The organism is Paludibaculum fermentans, assembly GCF_015277775.1.
Lineage (GTDB): Bacteria > Acidobacteriota > Terriglobia > Bryobacterales > Bryobacteraceae > Paludibaculum > Paludibaculum fermentans.
The window spans coordinates 5008899-5032500 of the sequence record NZ_CP063849.1; the positions used below are offsets into that span (position 1 = coordinate 5008899).

At 64.6% G+C, this 23602-nt stretch carries 16 protein-coding genes, 1 tRNA gene and 2 rRNA genes (1 of these 19 running past the window's edge); 13 read left to right on the forward strand and 6 right to left on the reverse strand.

Annotated elements, in window-relative coordinates:
• Nucleotides 1–2: 2 nt before the first annotated feature.
• The 9 genes from IRI77_RS19605 to IRI77_RS19645 all read left to right on the forward strand — a co-directional run bounded on the left by IRI77_RS19605 (nucleotide 3) and on the right by IRI77_RS19645 (nucleotide 8896).
• Nucleotides 3–1013: a VWA domain-containing protein gene (locus IRI77_RS19605; RefSeq protein ID WP_228486216.1), complete on the forward strand. Its 1011-nt coding sequence runs from the start codon at nucleotides 3–5 to the stop codon at nucleotides 1011–1013.
• 81 nt (nucleotides 1014–1094) lie between these two features.
• Nucleotides 1095–2498, forward strand: a complete 1404-nt coding sequence (locus tag IRI77_RS19610; RefSeq protein WP_194446726.1) for a Cas10/Cmr2 second palm domain-containing protein — start codon at nucleotides 1095–1097, stop codon at nucleotides 2496–2498.
• A 1-nt stretch (nucleotide 2499) separates the two neighbouring features.
• Complete coding sequence (csm2, locus tag IRI77_RS38090; protein WP_228486217.1) at nucleotides 2500–3297, forward strand: type III-A CRISPR-associated protein Csm2; 798 nt, start codon at nucleotides 2500–2502, stop codon at nucleotides 3295–3297.
• Nucleotides 3298–3331: 34 nt separating this feature from the next.
• A complete protein-coding gene (gene csm3 / locus IRI77_RS19620; protein ID WP_194446727.1) occupies nucleotides 3332–4165 on the forward strand; it encodes a type III-A CRISPR-associated RAMP protein Csm3 in 834 nt (277 codons plus the stop codon).
• A gap of 14 nt (nucleotides 4166–4179) precedes the next feature.
• Nucleotides 4180–5208 (forward strand): type III-A CRISPR-associated RAMP protein Csm4, encoded by a 1029-nt coding sequence (gene csm4 / locus IRI77_RS19625; RefSeq protein ID WP_194446728.1) that lies wholly within the window; start codon nucleotides 4180–4182, stop codon nucleotides 5206–5208.
• On the forward strand, nucleotides 5205–6383 hold the full coding sequence (locus IRI77_RS19630; protein WP_194446729.1) for an RAMP superfamily CRISPR-associated protein: 1179 nt from the start codon (nucleotides 5205–5207) through the stop codon (nucleotides 6381–6383). The genes csm4 and IRI77_RS19630 overlap by 4 nt, the downstream gene beginning before the upstream one ends.
• A gap of 141 nt (nucleotides 6384–6524) precedes the next feature.
• On the forward strand, nucleotides 6525–7430 hold the full coding sequence (locus IRI77_RS19635; RefSeq protein ID WP_194446730.1) for an ExeA family protein: 906 nt from the start codon (nucleotides 6525–6527) through the stop codon (nucleotides 7428–7430).
• A gap of 257 nt (nucleotides 7431–7687) precedes the next feature.
• Complete coding sequence (locus IRI77_RS19640; protein WP_194446731.1) at nucleotides 7688–8164, forward strand: hypothetical protein; 477 nt, start codon at nucleotides 7688–7690, stop codon at nucleotides 8162–8164.
• A gap of 60 nt (nucleotides 8165–8224) precedes the next feature.
• On the forward strand, nucleotides 8225–8896 hold the full coding sequence (locus tag IRI77_RS19645; RefSeq protein WP_194446732.1) for a hypothetical protein: 672 nt from the start codon (nucleotides 8225–8227) through the stop codon (nucleotides 8894–8896).
• Between the two features lie 13 nt (nucleotides 8897–8909).
• Here the strand turns inward: IRI77_RS19645 and IRI77_RS19650 are convergent, their stop codons facing one another.
• The 3 genes from IRI77_RS19650 to IRI77_RS19660 form a co-directional block, all read right to left on the reverse strand.
• Nucleotides 8910–13571, reverse strand: coding sequence for a beta strand repeat-containing protein (locus tag IRI77_RS19650; protein WP_228486843.1), 4662 nt, complete (start codon nucleotides 13569–13571; stop codon nucleotides 8910–8912).
• A 140-nt stretch (nucleotides 13572–13711) separates the two neighbouring features.
• Nucleotides 13712–14872 carry a glycosyltransferase family 2 protein gene (locus tag IRI77_RS19655; protein WP_194446734.1) on the reverse strand — a complete coding sequence of 387 codons (1161 nt, stop codon included), beginning with the start codon at nucleotides 14870–14872 and terminating at the stop codon, nucleotides 13712–13714.
• Nucleotides 14869–16761: a glycosyltransferase family 4 protein gene (locus tag IRI77_RS19660; protein WP_194446735.1), complete on the reverse strand. Its 1893-nt coding sequence runs from the start codon at nucleotides 16759–16761 to the stop codon at nucleotides 14869–14871. The genes IRI77_RS19655 and IRI77_RS19660 overlap by 4 nt, the downstream gene beginning before the upstream one ends.
• Before the next feature lie 58 nt (nucleotides 16762–16819).
• Here IRI77_RS19660 and IRI77_RS19665 point away from each other — a divergent pair, with 58 nt between their 5' ends.
• Both IRI77_RS19665 and IRI77_RS19670 read left to right on the forward strand, forming a co-directional pair.
• A complete protein-coding gene (locus tag IRI77_RS19665) occupies nucleotides 16820–17728 on the forward strand; it encodes a glycosyltransferase family 2 protein (protein ID WP_194446736.1) in 909 nt (302 codons plus the stop codon).
• Between the two features lie 3 nt (nucleotides 17729–17731).
• Nucleotides 17732–19483, forward strand: a complete 1752-nt coding sequence (locus tag IRI77_RS19670) for a hypothetical protein (RefSeq protein ID WP_194446737.1) — start codon at nucleotides 17732–17734, stop codon at nucleotides 19481–19483.
• Nucleotides 19484–19501: 18 nt separating this feature from the next.
• Here the strand turns inward: IRI77_RS19670 and IRI77_RS19675 are convergent, their stop codons facing one another.
• On the reverse strand, nucleotides 19502–20611 hold the full coding sequence (locus IRI77_RS19675) for a Gfo/Idh/MocA family protein (RefSeq protein ID WP_194446738.1): 1110 nt from the start codon (nucleotides 20609–20611) through the stop codon (nucleotides 19502–19504).
• 118 nt (nucleotides 20612–20729) lie between these two features.
• On the opposite strand from IRI77_RS19675, the gene IRI77_RS19680 reads away from it, so the two are divergent.
• Nucleotides 20730–20804, forward strand: a tRNA-Glu gene (locus IRI77_RS19680).
• 144 nt (nucleotides 20805–20948) lie between these two features.
• Nucleotides 20949–21656 (forward strand): hypothetical protein, encoded by a 708-nt coding sequence (locus IRI77_RS19685; protein ID WP_194446739.1) that lies wholly within the window; start codon nucleotides 20949–20951, stop codon nucleotides 21654–21656.
• Nucleotides 21657–22046: 390 nt separating this feature from the next.
• Here IRI77_RS19685 and rrf read toward each other — a convergent pair.
• Nucleotides 22047–22163, reverse strand: a 5S ribosomal RNA gene (rrf, locus tag IRI77_RS19690).
• A gap of 89 nt (nucleotides 22164–22252) precedes the next feature.
• Nucleotides 22253–23602, reverse strand: a 23S ribosomal RNA gene (locus IRI77_RS19695); it runs 1588 nt beyond the window's last position.

The window sequence follows — 23602 nt, forward strand, 5'->3', positions numbered from 1 at the left end:
GGATGATGAAGTTCACACGCCGACACTTTTTCGCTACCAGTACGGGAGCCCTGATCCCGGCCGCCGCGCCGGCTCTCCTCCTCGGGCAGGAGCCGGGACGCCCCACCTTCCGGGTTAAGGTCGACATGGTGGTGCTCAGCTTCACCGTGACCGACTCCAAGGGCCGCTATGTCAACGGCCTCAAGCCGTCTGATTTCCGCATCCTGGAAGACGGCATCTCTCAGAAAGTGAATACCTTCGCCGAGGGCAATAAACCGCCGCTCCAATTGCTGGACGACGGCAGCACCAAGCCCATGGTCACGGCCCAGGCTGACCCCGAAAAGGGAGGCATCGCCACCGACGCCTTCGTCGGCACCAATGTCTTCGTGCTGTTCGATACGTCCAATTACATGTACCGCGGCTTCGTCTACGCCTCGGACGCCATCGCCGACTTCGTCCGCGGCCTCGATCGGGCCGACTCCGTCGCCGTCTACACCTTCTCCCGCAACCTCACCCGCGCCGCTTCCCTGTCCCGCGACCGCAATGACGTCCTGCAGGGTCTGCGCACCGCCGTCGCCGGCGATGACGCGGCTCTTTACAATGCGCTCCTGCTCTCCCTGCGCGACGCCGCCAAGGTTCCCGGACGCAAGGTGGTCATCGTCTTCTCCAATGGACCCGACTCCGCCTCCATGGTCGCCCCGGACGACGTCCGGGCCGTGGCCGAGGACGAGGGCATCCCCATCTACGTCATCTCCACCAGTGACGTCAGCCGCGATCCCATCTCCACCGGCGTCTTCCGCCGCCTCGCTTCGCGCACCGGAGGCAAGAGCTTCTTCGCGAAGACCTGGCAAAAACAGGTGGAAGCCTTCGAAGCCATCCGCGAAGACCTGGGGAACTCCTATACCGTCACTTACTATCCGGCGCCCAACCCGAATGACGGCTTCCGCAAGATTACCGTTGAGATCAAGAGCGACGTGGCTCGCAAACTCCGGGTCAGTGCTCGTCCCGGCTACCGCCCGAGAACTGGCATCTAGGGGTCCGGAAACCGAAGTTTCGACAACGAGTTCCGCCTCTGTGCTAGATTCAGAATTTGATTGTGGCCTGAGGCAGTCTTCGTGCAGATTTTCCTTCAAGGCAAGCTCCTAGGCATTGAGCCTTTTATTCGCGACTCGGAAGGCGGCCTCGCGTCGCTGGCCGGACGTTGCCTTCACGTGTCCCTTTTGTCCGAGGCAATCCCCCGGGCCCTGCTCAAACACCTCGGCCTCGCGCCCGAACTCCTCGGCGCCAGCGGAGGCGGCCACTTCCTCGCCGTCCTCACCGACCAAAGCCTGCCCGAAGCCAACGCCTTCCTTGTCAACGTCACCCGCCGCCTGGCCGAATTCAGCGGCCACCGCCTGCGCCTCGCCTGGTCCGCCACCGAGAATCTCGGAGCCTGGACCGACGTTCGCAAACGCCTCGACGACCAGATGGCCCGTTGGCGCGGCCCCGACGCCCTGGAACCCGAAGGCATCTTTGAGCCCTTCGCCGACGATTCGCGCCTGAACCGCTTCTTCTCTGACCTCTATCGGGGACTCCCGGCGACCTCCGCCGCCGTCTGGGACGCCGACGCGCCCGGCCTGCTCAAGGCCGAAGGCGAACAGCATTGGCTGGCCACCCACTATGCGCCGGCCGATTCCGGCCCCCAGCCCGCCTCGCGCCTCGAACTCGCCGCCCGCGCCAACGGCCGCAAGACCTGGGGCATTCTTCGCGGCGACGCCGACCAGTTCTCCACCCGCCTGCGCAAGGCCCAGAGCATCGAGGAGTACCTCCAGCTCTCCGTTTTCTTCCGGCAGTTCTTCGCCGGAGAAGTACAAGTCCTTTGTTCCCAGCCCGATTTCCAGAATCGCGTCTCCGTTCTGCACACCGGCGGCGATGAGTTCTCCGTCATCGGCAGCTGGGACGCCCTCATCCCCTTCGCCCGTGAGATCGAGCGCCTGTTCCAGCGCTCGGCCACGGAACTCCTCCGCGAGTTCCCCGGCGCCGAAGGCAAGACTCTGTCCATGGCCCTCGCCCTGGCGCCCTCCGCTGATGTCGATCCCGCCAGCGTCTACGCCGAGGCCGGTCACCAGCTCGAAATCGCCAAAAGCGTGGGCCGCGATTCCATCTCCCTGCTCGGCCGCGTGCTCGACTGGAAACAGGTGGGTGAAGCGGCCGACCTCAAAACCTCCATGCTCCGCCTGGTGGAGGAGTTCGGCTGCCCTCCGCAGTTCCTCGGCGAGTTGGGTTCGTTTTACAGGGAGACCGATCGCACCCTCCCGGCCCGCTCCACCCGCCGCGCGGCGGAGGCCCAGCAGCGCCCCTGGCGGCTCCACCGCCGCCTGCATCGCGTCCTGGATGGCCCGGAACGCAACAAAGAGTTTCAGAAGACCCGTAACACGGTGCTGGCCGCATTTCTCACCCGCGGCCAGGCTCAGTTGAAGCTGAGACCGGCGGGCCGCGTCGCCCTCGAATGGGCGCGATTCTTGGAAGAGGCTGAGTAATATGAGCGAACTCGAACCGCAGCAGACCCAACCGGAAGAGACGCAACCGGCTGCGCCCGCGCCCCAGTCTGAACCGGCCGCGGAAACGCGCCAGGAAACCCCAGCCCCGGCCGAGGCCTCGGCGACGGCTGCAGCTGATCCGGCACCCGCTCCGGCCCCCACGCCCAAGCCGGAGAACAAACCCGAATCCAAACCCAACAACCGGCCCCCGCAGGAACGCCGCGAACGGCCCGCGGGTGGCGGCGGCCGGCCGGAGCGCCAGCCGCGCGGCGAACGCCCGCCCCAGGGCGACAAGCCCGCCGGTGACCGCCCGCCCCGCGCCGATCGTCCGGAACGTGGACCCGGCGGCGGCGGCGGCGGCGGCGGCGAACGCCGGCCCGAACGCGAAGGCGACCGCCGCGGCGGTCCGCGCGAACACGGCAAAGGCCCCGATCGCGGCGGCCGTCCCATGGAGCCGCCGTCCGACATCGATCTCGACAAACTGGTCGCCGATAGCCTTTACCTCGACAACGCCGCCCACGCCATCGTCGCCCGCATGCGCGACATGGACTCCGGCACCCGCAGCCAGTTGCGCCGCCTCTTCAGTGCGGTGCGCCGCGCCTGCCGCGCCGCCGAGGGCGAGCGTCAGCACCACTTTGTGATGCTCCGTGCGCGCCTGGCCTACACCATCGCGCGCCACCAGTTGCGCAGCCTCGATCCGCTCGAGCGGCTTCTGCTCCAGGTCACCCGTAAGAACGACGCCCGCGGCTACGAACGGTTCCGCGACCTCTTCGAGGCCATCGTCGCCTACAACGAATAGCATCCGTCAGGAAGAAAGATTTCCGGAGTTTCACATGAGCTCTCACACCGCCGATACCAAGCTCGGATTGATTGGCAAGTTGCTGCTGGATGGCGAGATGATCTGCGAGACCGGCCTCCACATCGGAGCCGGCAAGGGTTCCCTGGACCTCGGCGGCGCCGATAACCCGGTGGTCAAGGACGCCTTCGGGCGCCCCTACGTCCCGGGCAGCTCCCTGCGCGGCAAGCTCCGCAGCCTGCTCGAGCAGTCCTCGGGTCTGGTCTCCCCGGCCGACCTGATCTACCTCTCCCGCCGCCGCGGCCAGGAAGTCCGCATCCACCAGACCGACGATCCGGCTGACGAGGTCGGCGTCCTCTTCGGCCGCAACCCCGGCCGCATGGAGCGGGTCTCCGGCGACGCCCTGGAGCCGAAATCGGCCACCCCGGCCCGCCTCACCGCCTACGACGCCCCCCTCGACATGGAGTCCATCACCGCCCAGATGCGCGAAAATCTGGACGACGAACTCACTGAGGTCAAGAGCGAGAACGCCATCGACCGCATCACCGCCCAGGCCAACGCCCGCACCCTCGAGCGCGTTCCGGCCGGCGCCCGCTTCCGCGTCCGCTTCGTCGTCGACATCCTTTGCCCGGCTGACCGCGAACTCGTGCCCACCCTGGTGCAGGGTCTTCGCCTCCTCGAAGACGATGCCCTCGGCGGCGGCGGCTCGCGTGGCAGCGGCCGCGTGCGCTTCGCCAACTGGAAGCTCACCTGGCGCAATAAGGCGTACTACTCCGCCGGTGAGGCCGAACAGGCCCTGCTCGACGCCGCGGAAACGGCGGCACTCCAGGCCGGTGTCCGCGATCCCGAGTTCTCCGGCAAACTCTCCTGAACGGCGGATTCCCGATGAACCCCGCGCTGCTCATTCGACTACGGCCCACCACGCCCTGGCGCATCGGTCCCGATACCGGCGCCCGCGATCAGGCCGTGTCCATCTTCCACAGCGACGCCCTCTATTCGGCGCTGTGCTCCAGCTTCGAACAGTTGGGCCTGCTGGAAGAGTGGTTCAACGCCACCGCGCAGCCGCACACCGAACCCGCGGTCCGCTTCAGTTCCTGCTTCCCCTGGCAGCGCGGCCATCTTTACGCCCCGCCCCCCGCCGGTCTGTGGCCTCCCCCCGCCGCCAACCCCACCGCCGCCTCCAAAGTGCGGTGGAAGGGCGCCACCCTTGTCCCGACCTCGGTCATCGCCGGCCTTGTGAAGGGCGAACAGCCCTCCGAGGAACAGTGGACCGTCGACGGCCACAGCAGTTGCCTCATCCCCGGCAACAGCCGCTCGTCTACAGGACCTTTCCGCTTCGTTCAACGCTCCAGCGCCGCCGTCGACCGCGTCACCGGCGGCCAGATCGAGCCCCACCGCGTGACCTGCGTTCAATACGCGCCAGCCTCCGGCCTGTGGTGCGCCGCCCAGTTTTCGAACCCCATTACCTACGCCGTCTGGGCTCCTAAGTTGCAGGCAGCGTTCCGCTTACTGGCCGACACCGGCCTCGGCGGCCTGCGCTCGCGCGGCTTCGGCCGCTTCCGCAATCCCGACTTCCAGCCCGGCCTGCTGCCCGAGTTGCTGTTCGGTTCCGCCTTGCCCCCGGCAGGCAACGCCTACTGGCTGCTTTCGCTGTTCTCCCCCGCCGATACCGACACCGTCGAGTGGACCGCCGGCGACTACCTGCTCACCCGCCGCACCGGCCGCGTCGGGGCATCGCAGGGCGGCGGCCAGCAGAAACTCGCTTCCCGCATGGTCGCCGAAGGCTCGGTGCTGCTCGCCGGACAACCGCCCCTGGGCGCCGTCCGCGATGTCGCACCGCCCGGCTGCCCGCATCCCGTCTACCGCTCCGGCTACGCCGTGGCGCTGCCCATCCCTTGGCCGGTGACTGCATGAAGAACTACCGCCTCACCGTCTTGACCCCGCTGCTGGTCGGCGACGGCCAGAAGCTCGCGCCCATTGACTATATGGTCTGGAAAGATCAGGTCAATGTCCTCGACCAGCGCCGCATTTTCCGGCTCCTGGCCAAGGGCCCGCGCCTCGACACTTATCTGAATCAGATCCGCAAGGCGGAACGGCTCGACTTCGCCAGCTGGGGCGGCTATGCCCAGAACTACGCCAGCCGCCGCATCCCCTTCGAGCACCCGTCCTGCGCGCTGTATTACGCCCGTACCTCGCCGGAGCATCTCTTCATTCCGACCTTCGCCGCCACCCCCACCGGCGGTGTCTACGTACCGGCCAGTGCCGTAAAGGGTCCGTTGCGCACCGCGCTCCTCATCGATCGCGCCAGCGAAGGCCAGTGGAAGGACTTCGCCGGCCGGCTCGCCGCGCTGGAGCGCATGCCAACTTCGCCCGCCGAAGGTCTCGAGACGTCCACCCTGGGCGCTTCCGGCGTCAGCCGCACCCGGTCCATGATGCTCGCCGACAGCGACAGCCTCTCCTCCGGCGGCACGACCCGGGTCTACCTCATCCGGACCTCCACCATCCTGCAGCGAGGCACAAAACTGGAACTCGGCTGGAAGATGAGCCCGCGCGGAGCCGTCGAAGCCCGCCGCCCCACCGATTCCACCCCGATGTTCGCCGAAATGGCCGTGCCCGGCACGGTCTTCGAGGGCAAATACCAGGACACCCCCGCCATGGCTAGCGCCGAAATGTTGCGCGCCTTACGTTGGAAGGAACCCGCCGGAGCCCGCCGCTTCGCCCAGGCCGCCAACGCCGCAGCCGCCAAGTTACTGGAAGTGCAGCGAAAGTACGCCGAATCGACCGGTTTGACGGGTGTCGTCGAGTCCATCGACCAACTCTCCGCCCGGCTCGCCGCCGTCCGCGAATCGGCCGCTTCCTGCCTCGTCTGCCTCGGCTGGGGCACGGGCATCCTCTCGAAAAGTGCCTCCATCGACATGGCGGCCGACCCGTTCCGTCAGATTCTCAGGAGCCTGCCTGTTTACAGCCAGCCGCTCCGCTCCGGGCTTCCCTTTCCGAAGACCCGCCGCGTCGTCTTTATGAACGACCAACCCGCGGCCCTGCCCGGGTGGGCCGAACTGGCGTTCGATGCCACCGGGCACCTCGCCTGAAACTCAATACATCGTCTCACCGCTTTCCTCCGTATTTGGGCTAAGGAGGAAGTCCGGTCATGCCGATGGAGCATGTTAGAATGAGGGATCTCATCTACAAGAGTCAAACGAGAAGCTGATCGGGGGCTGTGATCGGAGCTTATGTATAACGCGTTCTTCGGATTTCGGGAAAACCCATTCAATCTCAGCCCGGATCCCGCGTTCCTCTATCGGAGCCCACAGCACGAAGAAGCGCTCGCCAATCTCATCTACGGGGTTCATAGCCGTAAGGGATTCATCGTACTCACCGGCGAGGTCGGCACAGGCAAAACCACCATGCTCGAATGCATGCGGGACTACCTGGAGTCGCAGTACATCGAGTTCGCCTTCCTCTTCAACTCCCGCATCAACACGGAACAGTTTTTCGAGATGATCGCCTACGATCTCGACCTTCGCTGCGCGCATAAGTCGAAGACCGAGGTCCTTTTCGCCCTGAATCAGCTCCTCATCCAGCAAGCCAACGAGGGTCGTACTACAGTACTGATCGTTGACGAGGCCCACAATCTGGAATGGGACGTACTGGAAGAGATCCGCCTGCTCGGGAACCTCGAAAACCCCCGCCTCGGCAAGCTCCTCCAAATCGTCCTGGCCGGTCAGCCCGAACTCGACCGCAAACTGGATGCCCCCAACCTCCGTCAGCTGAAACAACGCATCGTCCTCCGCTGCACTCTCGCCCCCTTCGGGCTGGCGGAAGCAACCGAGTACGTCAACTCCCGTTTGCGCAAGGCCGGCATGCCCGATCAGCAGGTCTTCTCTGAGGAAGTAATCAAGGAAGTCCACCTGCGCAGCCAGGGCATCCCTCGTCTTATCAACGCGATCTGCGACAACCTCCTGCTCACTGCGTTCGCCCTCGAGAAGAAGACAACCACCATCGAAATGCTCGACGAAGTCTGCCAGGACATGCGCCTGGAATGGCCCGGCAAGCGTCTCCGCGGCAGGTCGTCGTTCCCCGGGCCCAACGACCCCGCCGAACCTCCGTCCTTCCTCAGCTCCCGCGAACAATACTAATAAGGCCAGTAGTACTGGCGGACAATCTTCGCCTCTCTCCCATTGGTACTTCACGTTGAGAAATCGCCCTAAGGCCCTCTAGAAAAACCACTTAGTCAACATTAGGGATTAGTCTATCCTAGTACCTAGGATAAATCCTATCCATTGGCACCTTCGTCCTCCCATAAGCTCAGGTAGAACCCTTAGTAATGGGGACCAAAAATTTGGATGCCGGCGCAAACCGGTCTCTATTTGTGCACTGCGAAGGTAGCCACCAAATGTGCAAGAAAATTAGCCTGAGCGTCGTCTGTGCTACACTTTTCGTGTTCTCAGCCGCATCATTCGCGGCTGTTGTACCCGTCAGCACAGGTCTGAATGCCCCGTCTATCAGTCCTTTACCGCCCCCCGATCCCTGGGGTGACGGGCTGTCCATCAGCCCGCTGCCGCCTCCCGATCCCTGGGGTGATGGCCTCTCCATCAGCCCACTACCCCCACCCGATCCGTGGGGCGACGGCCTCTCCATCAGCCCTCTGCCTCCGCCTGATCCCTGGGGCGACGGTCTCTCCATCAGCCCCCTGCCTCCGCCTGATCCCTGGGGCGACGGTCTATTCATCAGCCCTCTGCCTCCGCCTGATCCTTGGGGCGACGGTCTGTCCATCAGCCCGCTCCCTCCGCCCGATCCGTGGGGCGACGGTCTCTCGATCAGCCCGCTCCCTCCCCCTGATCCCTGGGGCGACGGCCTCAGCATCCGTTAGGCTTAGTCAGTCCGACATTCTCGGGGCCCGGCGGCCTTTGCATTTCGCCGCTGGGTCCCTATGAACTCCGACACCTTCTATTTCGCGCTCGCCTGCTTCGCCCTCCTCTGCTACGCTTACCTCCTCCATCTCATCCTCAAGGGCCCCATCCGTCCCTACGTCGCTTTGTTCATTGATTTGATCGTATTGTTTCTGACAAATGTCGCCGAACTCGCGCTCTACGGCGCCGACATTTACCCCAAAGTATTCTATATAGATGACATGTTCCGCCAGGCGATCGTCTTCATCCTGGTGATCTCGCTCGTCTACTACGCCCTCACCAGCAAGGGGGACAAGCGTTCGCTGGGCCGCTGGCTCATCATCGGAGCCACCCTCCTGGCCGCCATCTTCATCAGCTATGCGCTGCTCCATTCCACGAACGGGTTTATCCGCCCCATGACGAATGCCGTCCGCAACCTGAGCGTGACGGCCATGGTCATGAACCTCATCCTGTGGATGCTGCTACTGAGTTCACGCACCCTTGATCGCCGCCTGCTCACCGTAACCAGCGGGCTGGGCGTTCAGATGGCAGGCGAAGCCATCGGCCAATCCCTGAGGCTGATGGCCAAGTCGTTGATCCCCTTCAGCAACTTCGTCCTGATCGCCTCCCACTTCCTCTGCCTCGCCATCTGGATCAGCGCCTTCCGCCAGAAACCCCGCCCCGCCGCACCGTCCGCTCCCAGCCGCCCCTAGCAGTCTGTGGCGGCTAGGGCGTCACCGTGAACGAACCCAGCAACGGCGATCCGCTCGTCAGGCCCTCCTGATCCGTGGCATTCATCCAGATACTCTTTGCGCCCGCAAAGGCCGATTTGAATCCCAAATCCACGGAAACTGTCAGAGAGTTTCCAGATACCGACGACGCCGACGCGGCCCCATAAAGCACACATTGACTATTCTGTGCGGTCTCACTGACCCCTAGCCGGACCTGCGCCCACGCCGTACCCGAGTCGTCCGCCAGCGAAAGCACCCCGCTCGACCGCGTCAACTGGAAGTAACACCCATGCTCCGCCGTCTGCTGCGAATGGATCAGGACGCGCGGCGTCTCCACATCCGAGCCTCCATCGCCATCGCTGTAGGTGAACGTAAACACCTTCCTCGAACCGCTGGCGCTGGACGGCGTCACGGAAACAGGGGCCGGCGCCTGGTGGCCTCCCTCCACCGCGACCGTGAACGTCCCGATCTGAGGCGAGGCGCTGGTCGACCCCGCCCCATCGGTCGCATTCGCCCAGACACTCTTCGCCCCATTGAAGGCCGCCGCAAACGAGACGTTCAGCACCACCGTCGCCCGGCTGCCGCTCAGGCTCATCGACGAACCCGTCCCACTCACCGTACACTGGCTGTTTTTCGCCGTCGCGCTGCTCCCCATCGCCGCCTGCACCCAGTTGGCACCCGGGTCATCGGCCAGATAGATGAGCCCAGTCGACCGTTCCACCGCGAGATAGCACGCCTGGGCAGCCGTCTGCTGCGAATGGATCAGCACCCGCATCCACGCCAGGTCCGACGCCCCCTTGGGATCGCCAAACACGAAACTGAATGCCTGCGATCCTCCGCTGCCGCTGCCGGGCGTCATGGAAACAGCCCCCAACGCCGCCGCCCCCGCGGCGTCCACAGTGAAAGCCCCCAATTGCGGAGACCCGCTCGTGAAACCCGTCCGGTCGCTCGCATTCGCCCAGATGGACTTCACGCCCGCGAAGCCCGCCTGGAAACTCAAGTCCAGTTTCAGCGTCGCCTGCGCTCCGGACAATGCGACGCTGCTGCCCGCACCTGAAATCTTACATTGACTGTTTTGTACCGCATCGCTGGCGCCCAACCGCGCCGCCGAGTAACCGGCCCCCGCATCGTCATACAGATACGCGACCAGCCCCACCGGATCGACCTCGAGATAGCAGCCGCCCACGGCCGTCTGTTGCGAATGGACCAGCACACGCAGCCAGGTCAGGTCCCCCGCGCCGCGCGGATCGGTGAACGTAAACGTGAACACCTGGCTCGACCCGCTACCCGCCGCCGGAGCCACCGTCAGCGGCCCTGTCGGCTGCGTACTCACCGCCGCCACCGTGTACGACCCCAACTGAGGCGACGCGCTGGTCAGCCCGGCCGCGTCCGTCGCATTCGCGTACACGCTCTTCACCCCGTTAAAGCCCGGGAAGAAGCTCACGCTCACCGCCATGCTCAAACCCGTACCGCTCGCCGCAATCGACGAGCCCGTCGCGTTCACCTTGCACTGGCTGTTACTGGCCGACTCCGCCGTACCCGCCCTCGCTGAAGCCGACCACACCGCCCCGCTATCGTCCGCCAGCCAGATCACACCCGCGCTCCGGTCCCATACGAAGTAGCACCCCGCCACGGCCGTCTGCTGGCCGTTGATCAACACCCGCAGCAGCGCCAGGTCCGCCGCTCCATTCGCATCCGTGAATTGGAACGTGAACACCTGCGCCGCGCCGCTGCCGCTGGATGGACTCACCGACGCCGGCACCGGCGCGGTATTCACCACCGGCGCGGTCACTGTCCATCCCCCGAGCTGCTTCCAGCTACCCGACGCCCCCGACGCATCCGTAGCCATCCCGTACACATTGCGCGCCCCCGCAAACGCCGCCTGGAAGACGAGATCCAGCGCCACCGTCAGCGTACTGCCGGATACGGCGATCGACGAATTCACCAGCTTCACCTGGCACTGGCTGTTCTGCAGCGTACCCGAGCTGCCGGCCGCACCCGAGCTCCACGTCGACCCTGAATCCGCTGCCAGTTCGATCGTGCCCGCCGCCCTCTGCACCCGGATCGAACAGGAGTTCACATCCACGGCCGACGAATGCACAATCACCTTCGCGGTCGAGATATCCGCCCCGCCATCCGTATCGGAGAAGACCACGCTGAACTTCACTGCGAGCCCGCTGCCGCTGGCCGGAGCCACCAGACTGGCCGTGGGCGTCTGGTTCGAAGCCGAGACCACCGTCCACGAGCCCGCCGCGGCAAACCCGGTCTCTTCCCCACTCAGCGCCGCGGCGTTTAGGTACAACTGCCGCGTGCCCGCGAAGCCCACCGCGAAGCTCAACCCCGCCGTCACCGTCAAGGTGTTTCCGGCGCTCACCGCCGTCGCGCCGCTACCCGACAACGTACACTGGCTGTTCGACACGGAACTGCTTGCCCCCAGCGCCACGCTGCTCCAGCTCAACCCCGAATCCGCCGCCAGTCCCAGCAACCCCGTCGCCCGGTCATACCGGATCCGGCACACCTGCGCCGACGCCGCCGAAGGCCCCACCAACAGCTCCAGCACCCCGATTTGCGCCGCGCCCGAAGCGTGGGTGGCCGAGAACGAGAAGGTCCGAGCCGCGCCGGAGCCCGCATTCGGCGACACGGTCTGCAAAACAGGCAGCACGCCCACCGCCATCCGCGTCACGAACATCCGCAGCGCCGCGCCGGACACGGCCTGCGCCGGATTCTTCTGCGGATAGTCCGCCGACCCGCTCTGCCCCGCCACATACACCGTCCCACCGGCGCCCAGCGCCAGAGCCGCCACTCCATCCGCCGCGCTCCCGCCCGTGTAGGTCGAGAACGCCACCGACGCGCCATTCGCGGCCATCCGCAGGACAAAGCCGTCCGAACCGCCGCCCGTCGTCGACTGGGTGGCGCCCTGCAGCGGGAAGTTCGACGAAGTCGTCGACCCCGCTACCACCACCAGCCCACCGGCATCCAGGCCGATGCAGGTGCCGGAATCCTTCCCCGCCCCGCCCACCAGCGTGCTCCACACAACAGAACCCAGGCCGCTCGCCAGCCGCGCCACATACGCGTCCTGCAAGCCCTGCAGCGTCCCCATCCACGGCGTCACCAGCGGGAAGTCCGAGGAAGGTGTCATCCCCGTCACATACACGTTCTGCGCCGCATCCACCGCCAGGCCCAGCACCATCTCAGGATTCGAAACATCGCCGCGCGTCCCCCCCAGGTAGGTGCCCGCGATCAACTGCGAGCCCGTCGCGTCGAACTTCATCACGAACCCGTCCTGCGAGCCCTTCAGCGACATCTGCGCTCCGCCCATCGGCAGATTCAGGTTCGACGACCCCGTCGCCCCCGCCGCATACACGCTGCCCTGCGAGTCCACCGCCACCGCCTTCACGGTCTCGTCGCCGGACCCGCCCAGCAGCGTCGACCCCAGCAGCGAGCCGGTCTGCGAGTACCGCGCCAGGAACCCGTCCTGCATGCCGCCATTGCTGTTGCGCCACCCATTTCCGCCTGGCAGCGAGGCGGAACTGCTGTCGCCGCCGATCCACACCTGCGTCGCGGTCAGAGCCAGAGCATTGCCCGACTCGCTCTGCGAACCCCCAAAGTACGTGCTAAAGGACAGCGCGCTCCCCGCCGGATTCAATTTCAGGAGAAACGCGTCTTTGTATCCGGAAAGCACCGGCTGCGCCGCACTCACCACCGGGAAGTTCGCCGACGTGGTCCAGCCCGTCACATACGCCGACCCCATCGCATCCACCGCCAGCGCGAACGCCCGGTCATCTCCCGATCCGCCGATATACGTCGCGTACACAAGCCGCCCCGTGGACGCCTGGATCTTCGCGACATACGCATCCACACCGCCCACCCGCGGCGAAGCTGGTCCCTGCACGGGCAAATCCGCCGCATCCGTGTACCCGGCCAGATAGAGGTACCCCGCCGCATCCACTGCCACGCCGGTGGCCGCCGAAGCGCCATACCCGCCCACCAGTGAGCTGAAGGTCACCACCGGATCGATCACCAGCGGGCGCCTCCCGTCGAACTCCTCCACGGCAAAGCCCACCGTCCCATCCGGCCGCACCAGATAGCCCCCGTCCACCCTCTCCGGATGGCCGTCCACTACCTGGTACAGCAGCGGCGGCGCCTCGCGCCATACGCCCGTCTCCGTCTCGATCCGCAGGGAACCATCGCCTTCCACCGTCATCCGCCACGCCGGAGCATAGCGGATCCGGATCAACCCCGGGTCGCCGCCGGCGGCAACAACGTACTCCGACTTCAGGGCCCCCCGCTCGCCGCTCAAATGCAGCTCTATGCCCGGATACAGCTCTCGGATGCGCATGGCATCGTAAGCCGGCACGCCGCTCCGCCACTGGCCCGGTTGGTTCCCCAGTAGCAGATTCACCGTACCTGCGGCCGCTGCCTCGCCCTCGGTCCGGGCCTGCGCACTCCGTCCCTCGAATGAGATGCCAATCGAGTGCCGCCCGTCCCGCAGCCACAGCCCCGCCGCACTGATTCGCGCCTGCTGCAGCCCGCCTCGCGCCATCCACTGCCCGGGACTCGTCTCGTGGAACGACACCGGAAGTCCCATGGGCCGCAACTCCGCCTCGCCCATCCGCGGAGCCCCCTGCAATCCATGCAGAGCGCCGGAAAGCCACACCAGCAAGCCGATCGCGCTCCGTGCGCTGGGCCATTGTGCCCCGGCGCCGCCGCCACACGGGGCCGCCGCCATGGATCGGAGGAGTCCGTTCACGCCCAGCTTATCGGATCAGTGGGCCCGAATCGGAGAAAAACTGGCGTCTAGACACTCGTGATCTCCACCAGCCGCCAGCTCACCCGCACACCCTGCCCACCCGGCATTCGCACACTCCAACCGGCGGCAAACAAAAGCGAAACGGCTTCGTCCTCACCCGGCTCCGGCAACTCCACCAGCCACTCAAACGGCCCTGGCCGCAGGGCCGTCGACGCCACAATCCGCGGGCCGTCACTCACATGGATCCGCTGCTCGGCAGGAGCTCCGGCCCACCCCGGAACCTCCCCCTTCACCAGGAATTTCCGCGTTCCTCCAGGCAGCATCCAGTGCATCCTGCGGCCGGCCCAGCCGCCGGGATAGTAACCCTGCGCGTGCAGCGCCACACGATCGATCTTCCAGCGGCAAAGTTGGAACACCCGCGTCGCCAGCCACTCCGCGCCCACCCGCCGCAGCGCTCCGCTCCAAACCTTGTCATACGTATCCAACCCGTAATACCAGCAGCCCGGAGCCCACCACGCACCCGTCTGCCTACGCAGCGTCGCCCACAATTCCCGGAACCGCCGCCCCCCGCCCGACGCCGTCTTGGTCTCGCCATACTCCCGCAGGCACCCAAGGTACTCCGGCACGTAGCGCAGCCCAAACCGCTTCCCCAACCGCACCAGCAGATCCCAATCCATCGACCAGTGCAGGGTCTCGCGCAGCCACCCCACCTCCTCCACCGCTGAACGCCGGAAAAACACGCTCTGCTGCAGAATCGAGTCGCACACCCAAGTCAGCCGCCACAAATTGAACGGCTCCGTCGCCGGAAACCTGCCCGTCACCCGGCCTGCCCGGTCGATGCAGTAGCCCTCGCCGTACACAGCGCCCGCCAGCGGACTCTCCGCAAACGCCCGCACCGCCGCCGACACCGCGCCCGGCAACAGCAGATCATCGGAGTTGATCCATGCCACTATCTCGCCCTTGGCCCGCTGGAAGCCCTGGTTGATGGCATCGCTCTGCCCGGAATCCCGCTCGGAGACAAACGTCAGCCGCCCCGCATACTCCGCCACAATCGCAGCCGTGCCGTCGCTCGACCCGCCATCCATCACCAGGTATTCGATGCGCGGATAATCCTGCCCCAACACGCTCTCAATCGTGTCGCGGATGAACGCCGCCTGGTTGTAGGAAGGCGTGACAAGCGACACCAGGGGTTGGTAGCTTTCACTCACCGCGAGGCGCCCCCCTGCCGCCAGTCGTGCCAATAGCGCTGCCGCCGCCCCCGATTCACGGCCAGCCCCCGTAAGAGGCTCGGCCACCGGCCGCTCATCGCCCCCGTGCCGCCAGCCAGCCGCAGCACCGCCCGCCCGTCGATCCACTCCAGAGGAACGTACTCAAATTGTTCCAGAATCAACTCGATAGCCTCGTCTCGAACCTGCTCGAGGCCCTCGTCATGCAGCGAGAAATCATGACCCCAAACCGCCAGGCACTCGGTCAGCCCAACAACAGCATGCCCCCGAGCCACCCGCAGCGCCAGCCGCAACTCGTCCAGAGCCCCCCGTCCCGCCCCCGTCCTTGATCCGGTCCTTGAGTCCGTCGTTGAGCCGCGACCGTAAGGGAGCGGTGGACCCTCCACCAAACCCCCACCCTCCCCCAAAAGCCAGCCAGCCCCCTCAAACGCCGCCCGCCCATAAAACGCCGCCGCCCCCGCCCAAACCGGCCCGTAATTCAAATCCTCATACACATACGGAACCCTACCCACAACCCCATCCCCCCGCCGAGCCAGCCCATAAATCACCCCCGCTCGCGGACTCCTCCGCCACGCCTGCGCCACCATCGCCGCCGCCCCGGGCAGCCACTCATCCCCGTCCCGCAGCACATTCACCAGCGCGCCCGAGCAACCCTCCACCCCGCACAGCATCTCCACATGCGGATAATCCTGCCTCCGCACCGACGCCGCGGCCTCCTCCCCACAAATCACCACGGAAATCACCGGCCACTCCGTCACTTCAATCTGCGCCGGCCCGCGATACCCAACAGCGGCCACGCGTTGCAGCGCTTCCAAAGTGCGATCCACCGCCCGATCCCACGAAAACAAACCCGCCCTGGCCCGTCCTGCCTCCGTCAACCTTCGGCGCAATCCCACGTCGGCCAGCACGCTCTCCACACCGTTGGCAATGGCAGCCGGATCCCCGGCCTCCACCAGCACCGCGCACCCGCCGGCCACCTCTTCTGCCGCCCCCCCTCGCGAAGTCACCACCGGAACCCCCAGTTGCATCGCCTCCAGCACCGGGATCCCAAAGCCTTCAAACAGAGTAGGAAACAGCAGCCCGCGCGACCGCCGGTACAACTCCGGCACCACGGAGCCCTCCACTCGACCCAGCAGCTTCACCCGGCGGCTCAAGCCCATCCCCTCCACCAGCGCCTGCGCCGGAGCCCAATCGCCTCCCCCCGTACACACCAGATGCAGCTCGCCATGCCCGCGCTCGTGCAGTAACTTCAATGCCTGGAATGCGTTCGCGTGATTCTTGTGCGGCCAATAGAACGCCGGAAAGTAGAGATACTCCGCCGGCAGCGCCATTGCTTCAGCCGGTGGGCCGCCCCCGGCAGGCTGCGCCAGGAACTCCACATCCACCCCATGCCCGCACACCACCACCTTCTCCGCAGCCACCCCGTACCGCTCCACAATCGTGCGCTTCGAGAACTCCGAACACGTCAACACCACCGACGCATTCCTTGCGCTCGGCTCATAGTTCCTGCAACGCCACTGGAGCGCCCGATCGTCGAAATAGGCAGGGAAGAACTCGTGCTGCAAATCAGGTATCATCACCGCAGAAGGGATAGGCGGATCGAGCGGTTCCAACGTATGCAGCGGGCAGAAGAGCAGGTCAAATCCGCCCCCGCCGATCGCCTGGAGCATCGCACGTCCCTCTTCCGGGACAGCCCACACCTCAACCGGAGCCCCCACCATTTCGCGCACTGCCTGGAACTGCGAAGGCTGGGCGAATATTGTCAATTTCTGCCCGCGCCGCGCAAGACCCCGCAGAATGGCCTGCAGGTAGTTCTCCTGACCGCCGATACGCCCTTTAAGGTAGTGCCGGACGTTGACTGCGATGTGCATGATCTCGGTGGGCAGGGTTCAATTTCCGCTCTCACCGTAACATACTGTAGTAGGTCGCTTGAATAAGACAATCTCCATCGTCACGCCGACTTTTGGCATGGCGGAATACCTCGGCTGCGCGATCCAAAGCGTACTGGGCCAGGAGTGTGCCCAATGCGACTACCTCGTCGCTGACGGCGGTTCTTCCGACGGCACCGTGGAGTTGCTGCAGAGCTTCAACGGCCAGCTCCGCTGGCGTTCTGAGAAGGATGGGGGCGCCGCCGCTGCCCTCCAGCGCGCCTTCCAGGAAGCCAAAGGGGATATTTTCACATGGCTCAACGCTGATGACGTTCTGCTGCCCGGGGCGCTCACCCAGGTGCAGCAGGCCTTCGAGCGCTATCCGGACGCCGTGGCCGTTTACAGCGGAGCTTCCTGGGTCGACCAGAACCTGCAACTCATCCGCCCCTATCCCGTCATCGCAGACGCCGTGCGCCACCTCCAGGAGGAGTGCCTCATCTGCCAGCCCGCCTGCTTCTTCCGCGCGGAGGCTTACCGTGCCTGCGGCGGCATCGACCCCAAGCTGCAGTCCGCCTTCGACTACGACCTCTGGATCCGCCTCTCGCGGCTCGGCCGCATGGTCTATGTGCCCGGCGAGTGGGCCTGGTCCCGCATGCACTCGGCCAACAAGAGCCTCGGCCAGCGCCAGCAGGCCTTCCGGGAAGGCGAACAGGTGCTGATGCGCCACTTCGACTACGTCCCCTTCTCCTGGATCTACTCGCGCCGTGTCAACAAACGCGATGGCCGCGATCAGTTCTTCCAGCCGCTTGAGCCCTCCCTCTACGCCTACCTCGCCTGCCTGCCCGAAGGCCTCAACACCAACCGCCGCCACCCCCTCCGCTACCTGCGGGACTGGGCTGCGCAAATCAGCTGGCGCGCAGCCGTCCGCATGCTGGGTTTGAAAGGTCCGGGCCTGAAAGGACGATCCTGATCCGTGTGGCTGGCGGGCAGCATCCTGCTCCTGTCCGTTCTGCTCCTCGCCTGCGCCTTCACGGGCCGGGCGGTCTTCGCCGTCTGCGGCTCCTGGCGCCGGCCCATCGCCGCGCTTTGGTTCTCACCCGTCACCGGCCTCGCCGTCTGGATCCACGCCGCTGCCCTGCTCGGCTGGACCATCGGCTTTCCCCGCCCCGCCGCCCTCGCCGTCATGGCGCTTCTGCTCGCCCTCGGCGCCTGGCTCCTGCGCCATCAATGGCGGACGCTCACCCGCAAACTTTGGCTGCTGGCGCCCGCCACCCTCGCCGGCGGCTTCAGCCTCTTCTGCTGCCTGTTCCGGTTCCAGGCATTTAACCCCTTCAACGACGCCTTCACTTACCTCGTCCACGCCCGCTGGCTGCAGCACCATCCCTTCCGCGAAGCGGTCACCCGCGACATCCTCCAACCCGCCCTTTCCCAGGTCTACCTCTACCAGAGCGGCCATCACCGCATGGGCGCGTCGTTCCTTCTAGGTTGGATCCAATCGCTCACCGGCAGTGATTGGCCGCACGGCGTTTTTCCGGCAGTCATCGCGCTGGCACTCGCCTGTGGCGGACTCGCCCTCAGCGGAGCCGTCGCCCTCGCCGTCCCAGCCCGCCGGCGCCTCTGTCTCGTCCTCGGCCTGCTGCCCGGCCTCACCCTCTCCGGCATCACCTTCGGAGCCGTTCACGCCTTCCTGCCCCAGTCCTTCGGCCTCGCTTTCGGCCTCGCGGCACTGGCGTCCGCTGGTGCCGGAATGTGGTGTCCCGCCGCGCTCTGCTTCAGCGCCCAGGTCTACTGCTACCCCGAAGCCATCCCCTTCACCACCATCGGTTTCGTCGCCCTGGTGCTTCTGCGCACGACCCGCCGCTCGGCCCTGCTCACCCTGGCCGCAGGAGCCCTCCTGGCCGCACCCGAATGGCCTAGGCTCGCACACAGCCTGGCCTATCAGGTGTCCGCCGTGGCCGGAGTGAACTCACCCTTCTCCGCGCACGAGGCCCTGGAGCATGCCACCGGCTTCAACGCCGGCCCCTGGCAGGACCGCATGAGCCTGTTCTTCCAGCCCCACCTGAACCTGCTGGTCTGCCTGCTGGTCCTCGCCGCGGCCGCCTGGGGCCTGCGCACCGCCCGGCGCACCGCCCCGCTCCTGCCCTTTGCAGCCATCGCGGCCGTTCTGTTCCTGGCCTGGGCGTGGTTCCGTTTTGGAGCCGGAAACCCGTGGGACGGCACCCGGGGGGACCCCTGGCGGCAGGCCCGCGTGGCCACCTACGCGGCCTATCCCGCTTTCGTGCTCATAGCCAGCGGGCTCGCCCTGCTGTGGCGCCAGAAGCCCCGTATCAGGCCCGCGCTGGGCATTCTGGTGGCGTTCTGGCTAGGCGTAGGCGCGCTCCAACACTACCGCCTGGCCGAACCGCGCCTCCAGACCATGCAGGAGGAGTTGCTCTGCCAGTCGGATTGCTGGCAGCAACTCCAAGCCATCCAGGCCGCGGCCCCGTCCGGCTCCGTCTCGCTGCAGGGCTTCACCTTGGAGCACTACAAGCTCCGCCGCTTCCTGACGTACATCTTGCTGGACCACCCGGTAGAAGGCACATGGCAGGATGACGACTACCTCGGCCCCAACCTCCCACCTACGCAAAGAGGCGCTCCGGCTCCAACAGACTGGCTGTTGACACCGGAGCGCCCTTTGCACTTTCAACCGCGGCCGGGACGTTCCTACTCTGTCCCGAAACCATAACCACAACGAACGAGCGAGCTAGCCGCCCATCTCGTCCCAGGTCACAATCCGCTTCTCATAGATCGCCTTCCGGCCCATCATCGCCGTCAGCGTCGATCGCTTCGCCGAGGCGGCATTGTTGAGAGGCAGCTTCTTGGCCCGGGCATTCTCGATGAACGCCTTCACGCTCAGCAGGTCGCCGCGCTGCCCGGCATCCGGCACTTCCAGCGCGATCTCGCCCTTCTGCTCGAGCTTGATCCACTTCGCCTGCGCCAGGTCGATGGCGCCTTCACTGCCAAACACCCGCTCCTTCACACCCGAGAAACCGGCCGGGTCGAAGTAGATGTGGGAGAACGTCACGCGAATATCGTCCGGGAACTCGTAGATCACGGAGTAGTTGTCCATGGTCGTCCGGCCCGGAGGTACATTCTTGTACAGGTTGATCCCGCCGGAACCCATCGCCCGCAGCGGAGGCTTGCCCACGGCCCAGACAAACAGATCGATGATATGGCAGGCCTGCTCCACAATGTTGTCGCCACTGCGCACGCGGTCGAACAACCAGGGCTCGTTCCGCGGCAGGTCGCCCGTATGCCGGTAGCCCTGCGCATACAGCATCTTGCCCATCCCGCCCGATTGCAGGAACTTCATCGAAGCCGCGCGGTTCGGATCATGCCGCAGCTGGAAGCCTGCCTGATAAATGCCCTTCGCGCTCTCCGTCGCCTTCATGATCGTGTTGCACTCTTCGGGCGTCAGCGCCATCGGCTTCTCGCAGTAGACGTGCTTGCCCGCTTCCAGAGCCGCGATCGCCGGCCCGATGTGCGTGTCCACCGGAGTCGCAATGACAATCGCTTCGATGTCCTTGCGCTGCTCGATCATCTTGCGGTAATCGGCATAGCCCTGAGGCTTGTGGCCCTTTTCCGTGGCCGCATCCACGGCCTTTTTCAAGGTCTCCGGATCGATATCGCAAATGGCGATGATGTCGACACCCTGAACCTCGAACATCTGTTTCAGCAGGAAGCCGCCCCGGTTGCCGACACCGATGAACGCCACCTTCATCCGGCCCGGTGCGTCCTGAGCCCGCAGAATTGCGGGTGCGGCCACCGCCGCGGCCAGAAACCCGCGCCGCGATGCGGAATAGAAATCGGACATAGTTTCAAACCTCGCTGTCCCGAATTGTATCCAACCCGGCCCATGCGCGGCTAACCGAAACGCGAACCCGGCCCCCTTCGCAAACGGCCGAGGCTTTGTTATAGTGAAGAAGTAGCGTGGCGCTATCGTCTAAGGGTTAGGACGGAGCCCTCTCAAGGCTCTAATAGGGGTTCGAATCCCCTTAGCGCTACCATCCCCCCCTCCCGCTGTCCATTCTCCCCAATTCAAGCGGCCCCAGTTGTACACTGTGGCTGACATGCTTCGGAGTCTATGCCTCCTTTGCCTGACATCTGTGCTTGTCTGCGCAGCAGGCCCGCCTGGGCCCACGGAATTCTATGTGGTCTCCGCGTCCTTCTCCGATCACGGCCTCCAGTTCTACTACAGGGTGGTCGAAGTCCGGCAGGACAGCCCCGACTCGGTGATCCGCTATCTACGCGTCGCACCGAATAACGTGTACTGTCCCCGCATGATCGTGCAGGCCGCCGAAGCAAGGGTAGCCGGTAAAACGCCGGCGCAGCTCGCCGGCCGCAGCAATCCGTGTGCCGTGGACCCGCTGAAGTTTCGTGCCGCCCTCCGCAAACCGCAGGAGATCAACTCCGTCTTCGAGGCCATCAGCTATGGCATCGTCGCAAATTGTGGCGGCTCCTCTGTTTCGCTGAGCCTGCCCATCGAGCAGGAAGTCGACCGGAAACAACTCAAATCCACGCATCCGGACATGGCCCGCCTGTGGGACCTCTCGTCGAAAATCGCAAACCCGGTCTTCGACAATAAGGACCTCTTCCATGACCGTTCGGAGCCGGAGGACCTGGCTCTCCAAAAAGCGGGCGAGAGACTACGCCCGGAACTGATTTCCGGCCGCTACGACAACGGCCTGATGGAGGCGAGAAACGGCAACGCAGATGCCGCAAGGCAGCACAGCTTTCGAGATCCCCTCTCCGGTTACAAGGGGCCGATCCCAGCGTCGGCGAGCAAGGGGTACGAGGACCCGAAGTTGGAAAACACCGACGCCTATCACTTCGTCAAAGGCCACCGGCTGCTTGGGTAATCCGCCAAAGAGACAGCCACGAAGTGGCGCCTCGAACCGGGTTCGGCCGGGTCAGTCGGCCTTACCATGACAATCGACTACGCCTTGAGCTGCCGCCAATAGAAATTGCCAGGGTCTCTAGTGACTCGGGTTCGTTTGGGAGAACTAATGTGGACTTTCCAGAGCAGATTACAGAGGCGAACAGGCTGGGTTCTTAAGTCTGGCCTTGGGATGGGCAGCCTGCCGGTGGGCGCCGGGAATTGACCGTAAAGTGACGGTGAAGTGCGCGCTGGATTTACTTGACTCTGTCAACTAACTTACTTGCTTCAGTCAAGTATCTCGTGGGGGCGGTGGGTGGGGTGTGGCAAAAGCAAAAAGCCCCGGGGTTGATTCCGGGGCTTCTCGTTTTAATTCGGGCAACGTCCTACTCTCCCACGCACTTGCGCACGCAGTACCATCGGGGCTGAGAGGCTTAACTTCCGTGTTCGGGATGGGAACGGGTGGGTCCCTCTCGCTATGGTCACCCAAAACTCGTTTGAGCTTTGTTCTTCATTGAATATTGACGGGGTCCACTTTGTTGCCAAAAGAGCGGGAGCTCTGTGCAAAGAGTAAATTTTATGGTCAAGCCGAACGGGCTATTAGTACCGGTAAGCTAAACACATTACTGTGCTTACACACCCGGCCTATCAACGTGGTCGTCTACCACGGCCCTTCTTAGCTTTCGCTTGGGAGATCTCATCTTGAGGAAGGTTTCGCGCTTATATGCATTCAGCGCTTATCCTGACCGAAGTTCGCTACCCAGCCGTGCCACTGGCGTGACAACTGGAACACAAGAGCTTCGTCCACCCCGGTCCTCTCGTACTAAGGGCAGGCCCTCTCAAATCTCCTACGCCCACCACAGATAGGGACCGAACTGTCTCGCGACGTTCTGAACCCAGCTCACGTACCGCTTTAATAGGCGAACAGCCTAACCCTTGGGAGCTTCTACACCCCCAGGATGCGATGAGCCGACATCGAGGTGCCAAACCGGAGCGTCGATGTGAACTCTTGACTCCGATCAGCCTGTTATCCCCGGCGTACCTTTTATCCGTTGAGCGATGACCCTTCCATACAGAATCACCGGATCACTATGTCCTGGTTTCCCACCTGCTTGACTTGTTGGTCTCGCAGTTAACCTGGTTTATGCCATTGCACTCAAAGGAGGATTTCCAAACCTCCTGAACCAAGCTTCGAGCGCCTCCGTTACAATTTAGGAGGCGACCGCCCCAGTCAAACTACCCGCCTACCAATGTCCCTGCTCCGGATTACGGAGCTAGGTTAGAATCACAGAACGATCAGGGTGGTATCTCAATGTTGGCTCCTTCGAACCCAAGAGTCCGAATTCAAAGCCTCCCACCTATGCTGCGCAGACCGACCCATAATTCATTGATAGGGTGCAGTAAAGGTGCACGGGGTCTTTCCGTCTAGTGGCGGGCATCCGGCGTCTTCACCGGAACCACAAGTTCGCCGGGCAGGTTGTCACGACAGTCGCAGGATCGTTACGCCATTCGTGCAGGTCGGAACTTACCCGACAAGGAATTTCGCTACCTTAGGACCGTTATAGTTACGGCCGCCGTTCACCGGGGCTTCAATTCGAAGCTTCGCCTTGCGGCTAACCTCTCCTTTTAACCTTCCGGCACCGGGCAGGCGTCAGCCCCTATACGTCGTTTTTATGACTTTGCAGAGACCTGTGTTTTTGTTAAACAGTCGCCCTGCGCTATTCTCTGCGGCCCACGTCTTAGGTGGGCACCCCTTCTCCCGAAGTTACGGGGTCAATGTGCCTAGTTCCTTAACAACCTATCACCCGAGCGCCTTAGAATACTCATCTCGACCACCTGTGTCGGTTTGTGGTACGGACTCCCTTGGCTCTTAGCGGCTTTTCCTGGCAGACGAACCGGCGGATTTGCCTCTCCGGTCCTCGTATCCCC

Excerpts from the sequence above, each read along its gene's own strand:
- IRI77_RS19630 (WP_194446729.1), top strand. The coding sequence starts at position 5,205 with ATGAAGAACTACCGCCTCACCGTCTTGACCCCGCTGCTGGTCGGCGAC.
- IRI77_RS19605 (WP_228486216.1), top strand. The coding sequence starts at position 3 with ATGATGAAGTTCACACGCCGACACTTTTTCGCTACCAGTACGGGAGCC.
- csm4 (WP_194446728.1), top strand. The coding sequence starts at position 4,180 with ATGAACCCCGCGCTGCTCATTCGACTACGGCCCACCACGCCCTGGCGC.
- IRI77_RS19645 (WP_194446732.1), top strand. The coding sequence starts at position 8,225 with ATGAACTCCGACACCTTCTATTTCGCGCTCGCCTGCTTCGCCCTCCTC.
- csm3 (WP_194446727.1), top strand. The coding sequence starts at position 3,332 with ATGAGCTCTCACACCGCCGATACCAAGCTCGGATTGATTGGCAAGTTG.
- csm2 (WP_228486217.1), top strand. The coding sequence starts at position 2,500 with ATGAGCGAACTCGAACCGCAGCAGACCCAACCGGAAGAGACGCAACCG.
- IRI77_RS19660 (WP_194446735.1), bottom strand. The coding sequence starts at position 16,761 with ATGCACATCGCAGTCAACGTCCGGCACTACCTTAAAGGGCGTATCGGC.
- IRI77_RS19640 (WP_194446731.1), top strand. The coding sequence starts at position 7,688 with ATGTGCAAGAAAATTAGCCTGAGCGTCGTCTGTGCTACACTTTTCGTG.
- IRI77_RS19675 (WP_194446738.1), bottom strand. The coding sequence starts at position 20,611 with ATGTCCGATTTCTATTCCGCATCGCGGCGCGGGTTTCTGGCCGCGGCG.
- IRI77_RS19635 (WP_194446730.1), top strand. The coding sequence starts at position 6,525 with ATGTATAACGCGTTCTTCGGATTTCGGGAAAACCCATTCAATCTCAGC.